Genomic DNA, 16,437 nt, shown 5'->3' with positions numbered 1-16,437 from the left:
TTAGCCGGCTATAAAGTGATCAGTTACTAAACATACTTTACTATTCTATCTGATTCTGACCTATTTGTCAATAGCTCTAAGGAAATGTTTCCTGCTTTTCCCTATGAAAGCCTTATCTACGATACTGACTCAAGAAACGTGTCATCTTTTCTTGGATTTGCGCTAATTCGTCCACACGAGGAAGGTAAACGATACGGAAATGGTCTGGTTCCTTCCAGTTAAAACCACGACCATGAACCAAGAGAACCTTTTCCTGCTTCAAGAAATCAAGAACGAACTGTTCATCATCATCAATGCGGTACATATTGCGGTCGATTTTAGGGAAGATATAAAGACCCGCCTTCGGCTTGACCGCAGACAAACCTGGGATATCTTGAATGGCATTGTAAATGAAGTTTCTTTGCTCGTAAATCCGTCCACCAGGAAGGAGCAATTCATCCACTGACTGGTGCCCACCTAGTGAAGTTTGTACGACTTGCTGGGCCAAAACGTTAGAGCAAAGACGCATATTGGACAGCATATTGAGACCTTCGATATAGCCCTTGACATGGTGCTTAGGACCAGACAAGACCATCCATCCTACACGGAAACCAGCGATACGGTGAGATTTTGACAAACCATTCATGCTGACACAGAAAACATCAGGTGCCAAGCTTGCCACAGGCGTATGCACATGTCCATCCATCACCATGCGATCATAAATTTCATCCGCAAAGATGATCAAATCGTTTTGACGAGCAATCTCAATAATCTCCAACAAGAGTTCCTTAGGATAAAGGGCTCCAGTTGGGTTATTTGGATTGATAAGGACGATTGCCTTGGTATTGGAAGTGATTTTTGACTTAATATCGTCAATATCTGGGTACCATTCTGCAGCCTCATCACAGATATAGTGAACGGCATTTCCCCCAGCTAGGCTGACCGCGGCTGTCCAGAGAGGATAGTCTGGCATAGGCACCAAGACCTCATCGCCATTATCCAAAAGCCCTTGCATGGACATAACAATCAGCTCACTGACACCATTTCCAAGGTAGATATCATCAATGTCTACATTGGGAAATTTCTTCAGTTGGCAATACTGCATGATGGCCTTACGGGCTGAAAAAATCCCTTTGGAATCAGAATATCCCTCACTATCACGCGCATTCATAATCAAGTCATGAATGACCTCATCTGGCGCTGTAAAGCCAAATTCTGCTGGATTTCCTGTATTCAGACGTAAAATCTTTTCTCCGTTTGCTCGCATCCGCATAGCTTCTTCCAAAACAGGGCCACGGATATCATAGGCAACGTGCTCTAACTTACTAGACTTGTTATATTCTTTCATTTTGTTTCCTCAATTCATCGAGATAGTAACATTATACCACTAGAAAGGGATTGCGACAAGTTTCCTGAAATGAGCAAGCAAAGAAAAAACTCACAACGACTAGGTTTTCACCGTCTAAACAACTAGAATACAGAAGCATTTTCTCACATACCAAAAGACAAACCTAGAAAGATCAGCGCTAAAAAGGAATCATACAAAAGATTAAACATGAGAAAGAGCCCCCACGTGACTAAATAGTCCAAGCGACCACTTCTCTTTGCAATCACAAATAAAATGATGTGGTAGACTAGGTGAAAGAGAAGAAATCCAACAAAACCTGGATAGAGAACGGGCACAACTCTTTCCAGTTGCCAAAGCATCACTACTTCACCTACAAGTGACGCAAGGATAATTCCATGATAAAGAAAACTTATTTTTTTAAAAGTCTGAACAAAATCTTTCATACTTTCTCATCCCCTTTACTGTGTTTCCTACTAGCTCGTTTTCTTTTATTTTAACATATCTCCACCAAATCGAATCTCCGATAATATTTATTTAAATATGATTTTTACTTTACTTCTTTAGTGAAAAGGGTTACAATAACAGTAAGAAAATTTCAGGAGGTTTCATTATGGCACAACGTTACCAAAATGTTATGGTCGCAATTGATGGTTCTAAAGAAGCGGACTTGGCTTTCGTCAAAGGTGTTTACACTGCTCTACGCAACGAATCCAAGCTCACCATTGCTCATGTTATCGACACACGCGCTCTTCAAAGCGTGTCTACCTTTGATGCTGAAGTTTACGAAGAACTCCAAGTCGATGCTGAAAGTCTGATGAAGGAGTACGAAAAGCGTGCAAGAGATGCTGGTGTGACCGATATTCACATCGTCATCGAAATGGGAAATCCAAAAACCCTCCTTGCCCGTACTATTCCAGACGCAGAAAATGTCGACCTGATTCTCGTTGGTGCAACAGGGCTCAATGCCTTTGAACGCCTCTTGGTTGGCTCTTCATCTGAGTACATTCTCCGCCATGCAAAAGTCGATTTACTGGTCGTGAGAGAAAGAGAAAAAACATTGTAATCATTAAAAAAGGGAGCCTTGAGCTCCTTTTTGTTTGTCCTGATTGGGTCAGAAAAAGGCTTTAAACAATAGTTTAAAGCCTCAATCTTATTTAGAAAGTAGTCAATCTCAAAAGATTGAATTATTTGTAACTGTATGCCCAGTAGTATACACCGTTTCCATCAACTACTGCTGCTACAGCTCCTTCAGTGACATTCGGATCGAGAAGCAAGTCTCTCAAACCACTGTTTGCCCATTTCTTAACGACAACAGCAGCATCTTCATCACGACGTCCCACAAAGCCTGTACTATCGTATTGACGTGAAATTTCATTTACTTTCGGAAGTGCTTGATTTTGATAAATGTCTTCAGACCAAGTCAATTCTTTCAATCCTTGAGCTTTACGAGTCTCATTGATTTTAGCGAAAGCTTCTTTCGCTTTTGAAACATAGTCATAGTTTGTATCGTTTGTTGCTTCAACACGGTAAACAAACTTCACATAGCCAAATTCTACATCACTGTATTTCTTGTCTTCGACACCACTCTTGAGATTTGCAATCAAGACATAGTCCTTAGCGTATGGGTTTTCTTTCGTCTTCTCAAAGATTTCTGGATCTTCGATTTCCCACTCAACTTTAGCATCCCAACCAGAGTTATCAAGGAACTTAGGATTCATTTTTTCGATGACATAGTTTTTGAACTCTTCAACATTCTTGAATGGCAATGCTTGACCTGCTTTAGCAGTCGTTACCAAGTTAGTTGAGTAAAGTTTCACGCTTGAGTTCTTGTCACTGTACATGTACTCGTCATCAGCAGTGTTTTCGTGAAGTTTTGGATCACGAGCTGGATCGTTTGGATCAGTCATCCCTTGAAGTTTCCATTTTCCTCCAAGCCACTTCCAGTATGCTGAGTAACCTGTACGCTCTGAGTTAGATGGTACATAGTAGTAATGTGCACTACCGTCGAAGTAGTAGTTTTTATCATTCTTGAGGACTGCATCACCTGGTTTACCTGGTGGGTAAACCAATTTTGGAGTTTGTCCATTTGGTGCCCAAGCCAAGTGTTCCAATCCTTCAGCTGGTTTTTCAACATAATCAGGGATTTGGTTTTCACTTGGTTCATCAGTCGTTACCAAACCTGGTGTTGTTGGGATAGCTGGAGTTGCTGGTGTTTCTGGTTTTGGTTCCGCTGGCGTTTCTGTAGATGGCTTGAATGGATCAAATTCACTATCAGCACCATTAATTGGTGGATTTTCTGGTAGGTCAACACTTGGAGTTGCTGGTTGTGCTGGTTGTGGCTCAGCTGGTGTTGTTGGCTCTTCAGGTTTATCACTAGGAGCTGGTGTTGGAGTCTCTGGTTCTGCTGGTGTTGGAGCAGGAACTTCAGGTTGACTTGGTTGTGCTGGTTCAACCGGAGTTGTTGGTTGTTCTGGTTTTGGTTCTGCTGGTGTTGCCGGTTGTGCTGGTGTTGTTGTATCAGCAGAATCTTTCACCAATACCCACTTACCATTTTGGTAGTAGTAATAATCACCATTGTCCAATACATAGTAATGGTACCCATTTTCGTAACGATAGTGCGGATCGTTTTCCAAGTTGTTAGTAGATGAGTTGTTATTACTATTGTTTGTCAAAGGTTTCCACTGACCATTACGATAAATACGGTAGCTACCGTCGTTCATACGGTAGTAGTGATTGCCATTCCAGTAAATATAGTTTTCATCGCTAGCAAGGTTGTTGTAATTATTCCAATAGTTATAACCATAGTAGTTGCTACTGTTGTCATAGCCATAGTAGTTATTCCAATTATTGTAACCGTAGTTGTAACTTGGGTAATAGCTACCATATCCATAGTTATAGCTTGGGTAGTAGCTATTGTAGCCATAGTTATAGCTTGGGTAATAACTGCTGTAGCCGTAACTTCTTACAGTATAGTTTGATGTGCGGCTACGATTTGCAGTAGTACGGTTAGAAGTACGATTGCTTGAACGGCGGCTAGTTCTTGTATAGTAGCTATTATTCCCATTCCAATTGTAAGCAGCGTGAGCTTCACTTGGTGCAAAAGTTGGAAGCATTGTTACAGCTGTTAAAACAGAAGCTGTCAGATAGGTATATTTTTTCTTCATTTCAACCTCTTAATTCTTTAATTTTTAAACTTGAAAATTAAAATAATAAAAATTTGGAAAGCAATTGTGCACAATTTTATAACTAAACCTCAAAGCTAGAGTGAACTCCTCACATCAACTTGTTAACAGGCCTGAAATAAACAAGTTGACTCTCTGTCTTAAAAAAGAGCATATTGTAGTAGCATGAGGATTTTATATTTATTCGCTTTCTGAATTTATTCTAACACAGCAACTTTCAAATATCAAATAATTTGACTTGTCTTTTTTTTGATGTTTTTTTAAAAGAAAAGCTAGATATATTAGTAATATATCTAGCTTTTTAACTATTCTTTGTAAGAAATGTAATTTCCTGTTGTTTTATTTTCACTATCTTTTCATTTTTTTCTTTTCTTTTTCTAGTATAAATATGCTAATAATAATTAGTGATATATATAAAATTGTTCGGTTTTTCAGCTCAAAAAATCCCCGAATTTTTCATCCAGGGAAAAGAATTTTCTCTTATTTTTTATTTTTTCTTTCTTTATGTCGCTCATAAGCTTTAAACTGACGTTGTAGTTCCTGTCGGATGGCAGGTTCTGGAGCATATTTTTCTTCCCAGTCATCTGGTTTTAAAATCTTGTGTGTAACTGGGTCAAAATGAGCTTTCCCATCAGGGAAAACCTTCCCCATATTTGCTTCATGGACAATATCAAAAATGCGTTCTGGATCTACTCCCATCAATACAAAACTGCCGTATGTGAAATACAATGTGTCAATCAAAGCATCCACTTGACCGACCAGATTTTGCTTAGCAGGCGTCTTTTTCGCCACTTTCTCTGCCGCCTTATCAAGTGCCTCATGCATGCTTGCAAGGGAGTTTTGGAATTCTTCCTCCGAAGAACTTGCTGCGCGAACAAACTCTACTAATTCTTCAATTTTAAAGTCTGCGCGGTGGGTTGCACCTTCAGCATCCCATGCCTGTGGCTCTTCTTGAGTTCGTTCATCCATCATGTGGTGGAAGGTTTTGACCTTATTAAAGTGGTAGTCTCGACTGACAAACACTTTTTCTGAAGCCAAAACACCAAAGTGCTCGAGCGCCTTGTGGATACCATCTTGTTGATTACTTGCCGTAATATGCTTGGCAACTTCTTTGACACTGCTACTGCCATTTCCCATAGCAACCGACATACCAACACCCGCTAACATTTCCAGATCGTTGTCTGAATCACCAAAGGCCATGACTTGATTGAGATCAAATCCATATTCTTTCCCGACTCGGCGAATGCCTTCTAGTTTGGAATTTCCTTGGTTGATGATATCTGCTGCAAAAGGATTGCTTCGAGTTAATTTCAAATCTTCAAAATCAGCTGCTGCCTTCTCAGATTCCTCTGGCGTCATCAGCATCAAAACTTGATAAATGGGTTGATTAATCAAGTTAAGCAGGTCGTCTTCCTTTTGAGGAACTGCCTTGCTAACCATTCGATTAAAGGAACGGCTAACGGTTCTTGTCAGCACAGTCGGAATAAAACGACTAACCAGTTGTGAAAAGGAGCCGAGACCAAATGACATAATCTTCGAACCAACAACGGCATGCTCGGTTCCAAGAGCGATTTCTTTACGCTCCTTTTTAGCGTAAGCAATCAGTTGACGCAGGCTTGACTTAGCAATCGGACTTGCAAAGAGCACCTTTTCTTTATTAAAAATGTATTGGCCATTGTAGGTCACCGCAAAGTCTAGGTCCAAGTCTTCCATCAATTCCTTGACAAAAAACGGCCCTCGTCCTGTCGCTACTCCAACAAGCACTCCTTGCTCTTTGACAATCTTAATCGCGTCCTTAGTGGATTTCAAAACACTCTTGCGATCGTTGACTAGCGTTCCATCGATATCAAAAAAAACAGCCTTGACTTCCATCCTGTCCCATTCTCCCCTTTTGTGTTACAATGATTATACCACATTTCAGAAAGAGTGACTAAATCATGCCTAAGAAAATCCTTGTTTTACATACAGGTGGGACTATTTCCATGCAAGCAGACGCCACTGGTGCCGTTGTAACTAGCCAGGAAAATCCCATGAACCATGTTTCCAATCCGCTTGAAGGGATTGAGGTTCATGCCCTAGACTTTTTTAATCTGCCAAGCCCTCATATCAAACCCAAGCATATGCTTGCACTCTATCATAAGATTAAAGAGGAAGCTGATAACTACGATGGAGTTGTCATCACACATGGTACAGATACCTTAGAAGAAACAGCTTACTTCCTTGATACCATGAAAATTCCGCCCATCCCCATCGTTCTAACAGGTGCCATGCGTAGTTCAAACGAACTTGGTAGCGATGGTGTTTATAACTATCTGAGCGCTTTACGAGTTGCCAGTGATGATAAAGCAGCCGACAAGGGTGTGCTGGTCGTCATGAACGATGAGATCCACGCAGCCAAGTATGTTACCAAAACTCATACGACCAATGTCAGCACCTTTCAAACCCCAACACATGGACCACTTGGCCTTATCATGAAGCAAGAAATCCTCTACTTCAAAACAGCTGAACCTCGTGTCCGGTTTGATCTCGAACATATTCAAGGTCTAGTTCCCATCATCTCAGCCTATGCCGGTATGACAGACGAGCTGATTGATATGTTAGACTTGGAACAGCTGGATGGCTTAGTTATTCAGGCCTTTGGAGCAGGCAATGTTCCCAAAGAAACAGCTCAAAAGTTGGAAAATCTCCTGCAAAAAGGGATTCCAGTCGCCTTGGTCTCACGTTGTTTTAATGGTATTGCTGAACCTGTCTACGCCTACCAAGGTGGAGGGGTACAGTTGCAACAAGCTGGTGTTTTCTTTGTCAAAGAACTCAACGCTCAAAAAGCGCGCCTCAAATTATTAATTGCCCTTAATGCTGGACTAAAAGGACAAGCTTTGAAAGACTATATGGAAGGATAAACCTCTTCTCTAGAACACAAAATCAGGAAATCTCACGATTCCCTGATTTTTTCTAATTACGTTTTCGTGTAGAGCGGCGCTCTGTCAAACCATGAGGTAAGAGAACTTCACGTTCTTCCAACTCTTCCTTATGCATAATCTTAGTCAACATACGCATGCTGATAGCACCTAAGTCATAAAGAGGTTGGGCAATAGTCGTCAAGTTTGGACGAGTGAATCGTGCAATCTGAGAGTCATCTGTCGTAATGATTTCAAACTCTTCCGGCACAGATACGCCATGGTCAGCCAAACCATTCAACACACCTGCCGCCAATTCATCACCTGTTACAACTGCGGCTGTAGCTTGTGATGAAATCAAGCGTTCTGCCAAGGCATAACCATCGTCATAGCTGTATTTTGATTCGAAGACCAAGCCCTCGCTATAAGAATGTCCAGCTTTTTTCAGGGCTTCCTTGTAACCGATCAAACGAACCTTACCATTGATATCATCGACGAGTGGTCCACTCACAAAAGCAATCTTTTCGTTTTCTTCGAGAAGATAGCTCACGGCATCAATCGTTGCTTGTTTGTAGTCGATATTGACACTTGGAAGTTGGTGTTCTACATCCACAGTACCAGCAAGAACAACCGGTGTCCGTGAACGAGAAAACTCTGAACGAATCTTTTCAGTCAAGTGATAGCCCATAAAGATAATCCCATCGACTTGTTTTGAAAAGAGAGTGTTGACCACTGAAACTTCCTTTTCATCATCCTCATCACTATTTGCAAGGACAATGTTATACTTGTACATTTCAGCAATGTCGTCAATCCCCTTAGCAAGTGTTGAGAAATAACCATTGGTAATGTTCGGAATCACAACTCCGACTGTCGTTGTTTTCTTGCTAGCTAAACCACGGGCTACCGCATTTGGACGATAGTCCAAGCGATCAATCACTTCTAGGACTTTTTTTCGGGTGTTCTCTTTAACATTCTTGTTGCCATTAACGACACGGCTAACTGTTGCCATCGAAACTCCTGCTTCACGGGCGACGTCATAAATCGTTACTGTATCATCTGTGTTCATTCCGTTTCCTTTCTATAATGAAAATTTCGCTTTCACGCATCTACTTACTCCATTTTATCACTTATTGTAAACACTTTCAAGTATTTTTTAGAGAAACTTTGAAAAAATTTCACAGTTTATTCCCATTTTGAAAAAGCAAGTAGGATTTCTTGATTTTTAAGACATTTTGCTGTATGATAAGGAAAATAAAAGGAGGAGGAAAACATGGCTTTTACAAATACACAGAGACGTTCCGCTAGCTTTGGTGTCGTGACCAGCTTGCCTGATGATGTCATTGACTCTTTATGGTATATTATCGATCATTTCCTGAAAAATGTCTTTGAATTAGAAGAAGAACTTGAGTTTCAACTGCTCAACAATAAGGGGACCATCACCTTCCATTTTTCTAGCCAGCATCTTCCGACTAGCATCGATTTTGATTTCAATCATCCTTTTGATCCGCTTTACCCTCCTAGGGTCCTTGTTTTAGACTTGGACGGCAGAGAAACCATCCTCCTTCCAGAAGAAAATGACCTATTTTAAAAACTCTAGCTTCTCGGCGCAAACTGCTGAGGAACTAGAGTTTTCTTTTTCTAATAAATGGATCGACTAACAACTAGACCATTGGGTTTTGTATACTCTAAATCAAGGTAATCCTGATAAGTCCCTGGCACAATGAAACCTTGGGGACTCAATATATCAGTCCCAGCTTTTCCTACGATAGAGTCTGCCAGCAAGACACAATTGGTACTGAGAACAAAGTAGGTCTTAAACTCGGATGAGCTGAATTTATAGAGGGTCGCATCTGCTTCCTCTTTCAGTTGGTAGGAGTAGGTATGCTTGACCTCTCCCTCTCTTCTTTTCATCAACTGCGAACTTGGTTCCCAAGGAATTAACAGGTCTTCTATCTCCGCTAAACGCGCTTGGATAGCTGCTTTCTGTTGGTCCGTCAAACTCAGACCATAAGCAAACAAGGTCTTCTGACTTTCCCTCTTACAGAGTTCGATGTATTTCTCCCGATTGGCCTTAAACAAAACACCGTCTCCAACCATACCAAATAAACGCTCCGAGTGGGGATCATAGGAACCATAGGAAATAACCTTCCCTTGATAACAAATATCCACATGTCCCATGGCGAGGAAGAAGGAGGTTTCTGAGGTATGGATAAAAATTTCCAGGTCAACCGTCTGGTCGTTTTTTCTTTCTGAATGAACTTCCCCTTCTTGACTTTCATGATTTGCCAGCCACTCATTTAGTTTTCGCAAGGTGCTGATAGGAATCAGAGCCGTCACAAAGATCGGCAGAGTCATTCGCATACGTCGTTTCAGCTTGGGATTGTTTTCTATCCTTTCAAAAAAGAATCCGTCCCGGAGGCTACTGGCTCCTAGCATGAGCAAGTAAAATCCAAGCAAGAGCAATTCAAAATTCGCTGCATCGTGAAAAGGAGAGATGCTATAAAGCCCGAATCCTATCATCCATACAGCATCAAAGAGATGATGGATCCGAGGATGAATGGCATTTTTTCGATAGAGAGACCAGGTCACAAGACTAATGATGCCTGTAAACAGCTGGTAGCTCGCAATGATAAAGACCAAGAGATAGAGGGCAAGATCTTGCAAAATGATAGAGTCAAACACGAGAGCCGCTACCACCAGCTTGCCCAAGGTTACAAAGATATTTTCCCGACGTTTTTTATCTTGAAACCAGCGAGTCAACAAGTGCCAAACTGCTGACAAGGAAAAGTAGGCCATCAACAACTGGTACCCCATTCGTGGAATAACTTGTCCAAAACGAATCAAGAGGAGCCCTAAAACAATAGCAAGTAGTCCCTCCCCGATACTCTTCCACTTGCTATAGGTCTCGGAAAGCTTAGGCATTTCCTTGCTCCAACTGGTCAACCAAATACCGAATTGGTTGCTTTAGGATCGGATGGATAAAATGGGGAGCTATTTCCACTAACGGCTCAAGAACAAAGAGGCGTTCTGCTATATAAGGATGAGGCAAGATGAGGTTGTCTGTATAAACGATCTGGTCCTCCACAAAGAGCAAGTCCAAATCAATCAAACGAGGCCCCCAATGCACCTCTCGAACCCGTCCCATTTCTGACTCAATGGCTAATAATGTTTCTAACAAGACTGGAGCCGGTAGCCAGGTTTCTACTTCAATCACCTGATTGGCAAAGCTATCCTGTTCCACACCACCCCAAGGTTCCGTCGTCAAAACACTGGACTCTTTGAGAATATGGATGCCACGAGCTCGCAGGTTGTCAATGGCTTTTCCCAAGTTTGCTTGCTTATCTCCCATATTACTTCCTAGGGCGATAAAGGCCCGTTGCTTACGACGGTGAATGGTCACCGAGCAGGTATCCAACGGTAAATGCACTGGAGCCCAAGGTTTTTTTAGTTCCAACTCAATCTCTTGGACAAGAGGATAGGTCTCAAAGGTACGTTCAACTAGTTTGTAGGCTACCGTTTCAATCAAATCCTCAGTGCTTTCCTGAAACCAAGTCTTCCACTGCTGACACAGTTCTCCGTAATGGACAGATGCTGTTAAATCCAATTCTGTAGCCGCCTTGGTCATATCATAGGATAAGCTTGCGGAAATAACAAACTTCTGCCCCAATTCCTTCTCACTAGGGAAAAGACCATGATAGGCAAAAATTTCCAAATCTTTAATCTGCAGTTGATCCATAACTAGTCCTTTCTAGAAAAATCCGCCCAAAGCGGATTCTTTTTATACTCAATGAAAATCAAAGTGCAAACTAGGAAGCTAGCCGCAGGCTGCTCAAAACACTGTTTTGAGGTTGCAGATGGAAGCTGACGTGGTTTGAATTTGATTTTCGAAGGGTATTATAGTCCCATTAAACGATAAGCCTGATCTCTTAGGTCCTTATCTGTTTCAAATAGACCACGAGCGACTGTTGTCAAAGTCGCAGTACCTGGTTTTCTGACACCACGCATGCTCATACACATATGCTCGGCCTCAATGACAACAAAGGCCCCTTTAGCACCCAGGTAGTTCATCAAGGCATCAGCCACTTCAATATTCAACCGTTCTTGAATTTGTGGTTTTTTAGAGTAGACTTCAACCGTACGGGCTAGCTTGGACAAGCCTGCCACACGGCCATCTGGAATATAGGCAATGTGCGCTTTACCATAAAATGGCAAGAAGTGGTGCTCACACATGGTATGGAAAAAAATATCCTTTTCTACCACCATGTTATCATCAATAATCTCAAAGGATTTTGACAAGTGTTCCTCAGCAGTTTGGCCAAGACCTGAAAAAATCTCTTGGTACATACGGGCTACACGAGCAGGTGTTTCCTGCAAGCCCTCGCGGTTAGCGTCCTCACCAACAGCCTCGATAATCATTTTTACAGCTGCTTCAATCTTTTGTGTATCCATTCTCGTTCTTCCTCTCCATCAGATAGGCTCTCACTTGGCTCAAGAAATACAAGGAACCTGTGACAATCCTAACTGTTTGTTTCTCTTCATTTTTATTTGTCAATTTCTGCTCTAGAAAATCCTGCCAACTTTGGTAATTGAGATTTCTAGACTTGGCTGTCCCTTTCAACACGCTTTCATCCGTCGCCCGACTATCATCAAAATAAGTCAGAGTCAGCTGGCTATCCGGCACCGTTTCTAGCAAATCCAGCATATCCTCCAAAGCCTTGGTTTTAATACACGTAAAGAGGATTTCCTTATGATAATCCGCAAAGCGTTCTTGCAAGGTTGCTAATAAAGCCTTGATAGCATGAGGATTGTGGGCCCCATCCAAAAGCAACAAGGGGTCGCTAAACACGACCTCCAAACGCCCTGGCCATCTGGTCTCTTTCAAAGCTTGAGCAACCAAGTCATTACTTGCTAACTCTCGCCCAGTCTCCTGGCAATAAGTGTCTAGGAGGGCAAGCGCCATCCCCGCATTTTCTATCTGGTGCAAGCCAAGCAGGCCTGTTTGAAAGCGACCTTGTCTGACAGAACTGGTATAATCAAAGATTTCGCCTGTCACCACACTCTTTTGGTGACTGACCTGATAATCTTTCCCATATCGTATTCTCGGTGCATCTTTCCCTTCCGCAATGCGGTCAATAACCGTCAAGGATTCAGGAACAATATGACCTGTCACCAAGGGAATACCTTGTTTGATAATACCAGCCTTCTGCTCTGCTATGGCTTCCAAGGTGTCACCAAGTAGGGCCACATGATCCAGTCCAATGGTCGTAATTCCTGTCAAAATTGGCTGGCAGACATTAGTACTATCCAAAAGACCACCCATGCCGACTTCCATGATAGCCACATCTACTTGTTCTGAGGCAAAGTAATCATAGGCAAGAGCTGTGATAATCTCAAACTCGGTTGTTCCCTGCAAATTGTCAGCAGATTCCCCCTCAAGCAAAGACTGATAGTCTGCCATGAGGTTTTCTAGCCTAGCCTCGGGAATGGATTCCCCATTAATGCTAATCTGATCCGTATAATGAATGAGATAGGGCGAGCTGAACACCCCAACTCTCAGGCTTAGCCCTTCCAGCATCTTTTTCAAAAAAGCAATTGTAGACCCCTTGCCATTGGTCCCTCCGATATGGATGACCTTGAGTTTGAGCTGGGGATTGCCACGTAAAGCTAGGAGTTCTACCATTCGCTCCAAACCAAAATGTGGTTGGTCCGTCCGATAGTGGGCAATCCACTGATTGTTTTGAATTTCGTTCATCTTATTTATATTGTTTTAAATCTAGATTTTCTGCATCATCTGCCAAACGAATGGCTGACGCAATTTCAACTGCCATCCTGTGACTGGCTACATCATGCACACGCACTACTTCTACACCCTGTCTCGCAGCGATAGTCGTTACATGAGCCGAAGCGGTGTCCCGATTTCGGAAACCGACTTCCGTCTCAGGATTGACTTCAAAGCCATTCTCCTCAAGGATATTGATAACAAACCGCTTGCGCGAAACACCCAGAAAGATTGGATAGCCCTGCTGATGCAATTTATCAAGGTCCCGTAGAAAAAGTAGATTTTCTTTCTTAGTCAGACCAAAGCCAATTCCTGGATCCAGCAAAATGTTTTCTCTTGCTATCCCAGCTTGGTTTGCTCTCGCTAGAGCTCGTTCAAAGAAAGCCTCCATCAAGTCTTCGATTGGCATTTTTTCAAAGCCAGCTAACTCTTCTTCTGTAAAAGCTTGTCCAAAACCAAAATGAGGAAATATGAGTGAACTAGGGTGCTGAGGACGAACCATAACTGGATTAAACATGATAACCACTTTTGCTCCAGCCTTCGCAACCACATTCGCCATTTTCTCATCTCCCATGAGACCAGTGATATCATTGACCAGATTGGCACCAGCTTTCAAGGCAGCCTCTGCCACCTGACTTTTCCAAGTATCGATGGAAATGAGAACATCACTTTCCTCACGGATAGCTTTAATCACTGGAACAACACGCTGGATTTCCTCTTCTATCTCAACATAGCTACTGCCCGGCCGAGTCGATTCTCCACCGATATCAAGCATGCTAGCTCCTTCAGCTATCAATTTACGGGCTTGCTGAAGCGCCTGGTCAACAGCAAAAAACTGACCACCATCCGAAAAGGAATCTGGGGTTACATTGATAATTCCGCAAATGGCTGTTTTTGCCTGACTAGCTTTACTGAACATAAGGTCACTCCTCAAGGTTTTTCACCACATTATTTCTCTATTTTACCATAAAAAGAAAAAGATGGATACGCAAGCATTCATCTTTTCCAAGTAGGCCAATGGTTTAGAATGATAGACCTAGATTTCTACTAATCAACACCAATAAGGCCAACAAACAAAATGCAATACCATTGAGAATCATATGAAGCAAAATGGACATCTCCAAACGCTCAGTCTTATAGGCTGTCCAAGTCAAAACCGTTGACATTCCTCCATAAATAATCACAGAAGGTAGATTGGTTGGCATATGAAGCAAGGCAAAGACGATTGCACCAACAATAAAACCTAGTTTTTCTTTTCCGCGGAAGATCTTTTTTGGAATAATCCCACGACACAAAATTTCTTCACAAATCGGCGCAATCAAGACTAGTAGGAAGAAAGTTGAAATCAAGGAACTATTCTGAACCAAACCATTCAGTATTGATTGGTTACTGGTTGTTGCCTCATTTGTTAGTCGAAGCAGTAGTGAACCCAAGAGATTTGTCGCAAAAATCACCAGATAACTCAGTACCAAGCGAGCCAAGTCTTTTGCCTTAAAAAAGGATAGATTAAAAGTAGCAAGTTGTGTTTTTCGTGCACCAATAATGAATACAATCAAAACGACTATGGATAGAGCACCTACTAAGAGCCCTGACTGTAAAATCGGAAACTGTTTGTTTGCTAAAAACAAAGCAAGTCCTATGGGAAATTGAGATAGAACAAAAGCTACCAAAAGGATGATCACCCATTTCCCTCTGTTTAAAACCTCTTGCCAAATCGTCTTATCTTTCATGATGTACCTCCTTATAAGAAAAAGGGGAGACTCCCCTTTTTCTATTATACCATTTATAGCGCCATACTGATATAGTTAAGGATAAACAAGGCATCCAAAATCCAAATCATCACGTGCACATCCTTGGCTTGACCTTTGACAACTTTTGTCAAGGTATATGTCAAGAAACCAACAGCAATCCCTTGTGTGATAGAGTAGCTGAATCCCATAAAGATAGATGTGAAGAAGGCAGGAACCGCTTCAGCCATATCATCCCAAGGGATATTTTTCAAGTTAGAAAGCATCATGATTCCGACGATGATCAAAATTGGTGCTGTTGCAGCTGTCGGAACAATCGCTAGAAGTGGGCTAAAGAAGCTAGATAGAGCAAAACAGATCGCAACCACTAGGGCTGTCAAACCAGTACGTCCACCAGCACCGATACCAGCCGCAGATTCAACATAGGTCGTAACGTTTGAAGTACCTGCAATGGCACCTACCGAAGTTGCCACCAAGTCAGAGTATAGAGCCTTGTCCAATTTAGCGGACTCATGGTTTTCCCCACTTGTCGCAACAATACCAACTTTTTCACCAGTACCGATAAGAGTACCGATTGTATCAAAAATATCCGTTAGTGAGAAGGCAAGAATAGCCATCAAGGTTTCTGGTAAACGCGAAGTGTTTGAAATCAAAGATCCTAAACCTTCTGAACCAAGAGCAGCACCAAACAAAGTTCCTAAATCATTAACCGCTGCTGAAAGATTGTTGCTAGCAAAGTCAATCCCTGATAATTTGACAACACCAACAGCAATGGCAAGCACAGTCGTTGTTAAAATAGAAAGAATGATTCCACCCTTGATGCCTTTAACAACAAAGAAAATGGTAATAGCCAAACCTGCAAGAGCCACCAATACGGCTGGAGTATTGAAGTCTACCAATCCTGGAACAGCTGCGGAGTTTGCAGTAAGTGCAGCTTGAGCCTTGTCTGCTCCTTCACCTGCTACCGTATAAGTACCTGGATCGATTGAGAATTTCAAGAGACCAGCATTCTTAATTCCAACATAGGCAAGGAAAACACCAATACCAGCCGAAATAGCTGAACGAAGTGTTGTTGGAATAGATTCGATGATCATTTTACGAACATTTGTTAAGGTAATAATCAGTGAAATAATTCCACAAATGAAGACCATACCAAGAGCCTCTTTCCAAGTATAGCCCATCCCAAATACAACTGTAAATGTAAAGAAGGCATTTAGTCCCATACCTGGTGCTTGTGCGTACGGCAAATTAGCATAGAAAGCCATCATCAAAGTACCTACTACAGAACCGATAATCGTTGCCAAGAACACACCTTGAACAGGCATACCCGTTTGGGAAAGCATTTGAGGGTTTACAAAGAGAATATAACTCATTGCAAAGAATGTTGTTAAACCAGCAAGCACCTCTGTACGGACATCTGTCCCGTGCTCTTTTAGTTTAAATAGTTTGTCCATCTTTAATCTCCTTTTGTTTTTTACGAACAATATTAGTATTATATCATTTA

The 16,437-nt window shown here is 41.9% G+C and carries 15 protein-coding genes; 3 read left to right on the top strand and 12 right to left on the bottom strand.

Annotated features, from left to right (window positions below; all coding sequences use genetic code 11):
• Positions 1-112: 112 nt before the first annotated feature.
• Both EL140_RS01155 and EL140_RS01150 read right to left on the bottom strand, forming a co-directional pair.
• Entirely contained in the window at positions 113-1,327 is a 1,215-nt protein-coding gene (locus tag EL140_RS01155; protein ID WP_000666454.1) for a pyridoxal phosphate-dependent aminotransferase, read from the bottom strand.
• Positions 1,328-1,470: 143 nt separating this feature from the next.
• The gene (locus EL140_RS01150) at positions 1,471-1,770 is read right to left on the bottom strand and encodes a hypothetical protein (protein WP_000651415.1); all 300 of its coding nucleotides are present in this window, start codon (positions 1,768-1,770) and stop codon (positions 1,471-1,473) included.
• Between the two features lie 167 nt (positions 1,771-1,937).
• Here EL140_RS01150 and EL140_RS01145 point away from each other — a divergent pair, with 167 nt between their 5' ends.
• On the top strand, positions 1,938-2,390 hold the full coding sequence (locus tag EL140_RS01145; RefSeq protein ID WP_000079161.1) for a universal stress protein: 453 nt from the start codon (positions 1,938-1,940) through the stop codon (positions 2,388-2,390).
• A gap of 121 nt (positions 2,391-2,511) precedes the next feature.
• Here the strand turns inward: EL140_RS01145 and EL140_RS01140 are convergent, their stop codons facing one another.
• Both EL140_RS01140 and EL140_RS01135 read right to left on the bottom strand, forming a co-directional pair.
• The gene (locus EL140_RS01140; protein WP_000731515.1) at positions 2,512-4,491 is read right to left on the bottom strand and encodes a CAP domain-containing protein; all 1,980 of its coding nucleotides are present in this window, start codon (positions 4,489-4,491) and stop codon (positions 2,512-2,514) included.
• A 498-nt stretch (positions 4,492-4,989) separates the two neighbouring features.
• On the bottom strand, positions 4,990-6,381 hold the full coding sequence (locus tag EL140_RS01135) for a Cof-type HAD-IIB family hydrolase (RefSeq protein ID WP_000453116.1): 1,392 nt from the start codon (positions 6,379-6,381) through the stop codon (positions 4,990-4,992).
• 65 nt (positions 6,382-6,446) lie between these two features.
• Here EL140_RS01135 and EL140_RS01130 point away from each other — a divergent pair, with 65 nt between their 5' ends.
• On the top strand, positions 6,447-7,409 hold the full coding sequence (locus EL140_RS01130; protein ID WP_001124809.1) for an asparaginase: 963 nt from the start codon (positions 6,447-6,449) through the stop codon (positions 7,407-7,409).
• 52 nt (positions 7,410-7,461) lie between these two features.
• Here EL140_RS01130 and ccpA read toward each other — a convergent pair whose 3' ends face one another.
• Positions 7,462-8,472, bottom strand: a complete 1,011-nt coding sequence (gene ccpA / locus EL140_RS01125; RefSeq protein WP_001090634.1) for a catabolite control protein A — start codon at positions 8,470-8,472, stop codon at positions 7,462-7,464.
• Positions 8,473-8,676: 204 nt separating this feature from the next.
• Here ccpA and EL140_RS01120 point away from each other — a divergent pair, with 204 nt between their 5' ends.
• Positions 8,677-8,994 (top strand): DUF960 domain-containing protein, encoded by a 318-nt coding sequence (locus EL140_RS01120; protein WP_000886045.1) that lies wholly within the window; start codon positions 8,677-8,679, stop codon positions 8,992-8,994.
• A 50-nt stretch (positions 8,995-9,044) separates the two neighbouring features.
• On the opposite strand, the gene EL140_RS01115 is transcribed toward EL140_RS01120, so the two are convergent.
• The 7 genes from EL140_RS01115 to EL140_RS01085 all read right to left on the bottom strand — a co-directional run bounded on the left by EL140_RS01115 (position 9,045) and on the right by EL140_RS01085 (position 16,387).
• Positions 9,045-10,328 (bottom strand): membrane protein, encoded by a 1,284-nt coding sequence (locus EL140_RS01115; protein WP_001125354.1) that lies wholly within the window; start codon positions 10,326-10,328, stop codon positions 9,045-9,047.
• Positions 10,321-11,142 (bottom strand): 2-amino-4-hydroxy-6-hydroxymethyldihydropteridine diphosphokinase, encoded by an 822-nt coding sequence (folK, locus tag EL140_RS01110; protein WP_000372502.1) that lies wholly within the window; start codon positions 11,140-11,142, stop codon positions 10,321-10,323. Before folK ends, EL140_RS01115 begins: the two co-directional genes overlap by 8 nt.
• 158 nt (positions 11,143-11,300) lie before the next feature.
• The gene (gene folE, locus EL140_RS01105) at positions 11,301-11,855 is read right to left on the bottom strand and encodes a GTP cyclohydrolase I FolE (RefSeq protein WP_000380914.1); all 555 of its coding nucleotides are present in this window, start codon (positions 11,853-11,855) and stop codon (positions 11,301-11,303) included.
• Positions 11,836-13,158, bottom strand: coding sequence for a bifunctional folylpolyglutamate synthase/dihydrofolate synthase (locus EL140_RS01100; RefSeq protein ID WP_001002856.1), 1,323 nt, complete (start codon positions 13,156-13,158; stop codon positions 11,836-11,838). The genes folE and EL140_RS01100 overlap by 20 nt, the downstream gene beginning before the upstream one ends.
• Position 13,159: 1 nt before the next feature.
• Positions 13,160-14,104, bottom strand: a complete 945-nt coding sequence (gene folP / locus EL140_RS01095) for a dihydropteroate synthase (protein WP_000491579.1) — start codon at positions 14,102-14,104, stop codon at positions 13,160-13,162.
• Positions 14,105-14,207: 103 nt separating this feature from the next.
• The gene (locus EL140_RS01090) at positions 14,208-14,915 is read right to left on the bottom strand and encodes a CPBP family intramembrane glutamic endopeptidase (RefSeq protein WP_000653640.1); all 708 of its coding nucleotides are present in this window, start codon (positions 14,913-14,915) and stop codon (positions 14,208-14,210) included.
• 53 nt (positions 14,916-14,968) lie between these two features.
• Positions 14,969-16,387: an NCS2 family permease gene (locus EL140_RS01085; protein WP_000359241.1), complete on the bottom strand. Its 1,419-nt coding sequence runs from the start codon at positions 16,385-16,387 to the stop codon at positions 14,969-14,971.
• Positions 16,388-16,437 lie beyond the last annotated feature (50 nt).

Source organism: Streptococcus oralis ATCC 35037, from assembly GCF_900637025.1.
Lineage (GTDB): Bacteria > Bacillota > Bacilli > Lactobacillales > Streptococcaceae > Streptococcus > Streptococcus oralis.
This window is presented reverse-complemented; position numbering and strand designations above follow the sequence as displayed.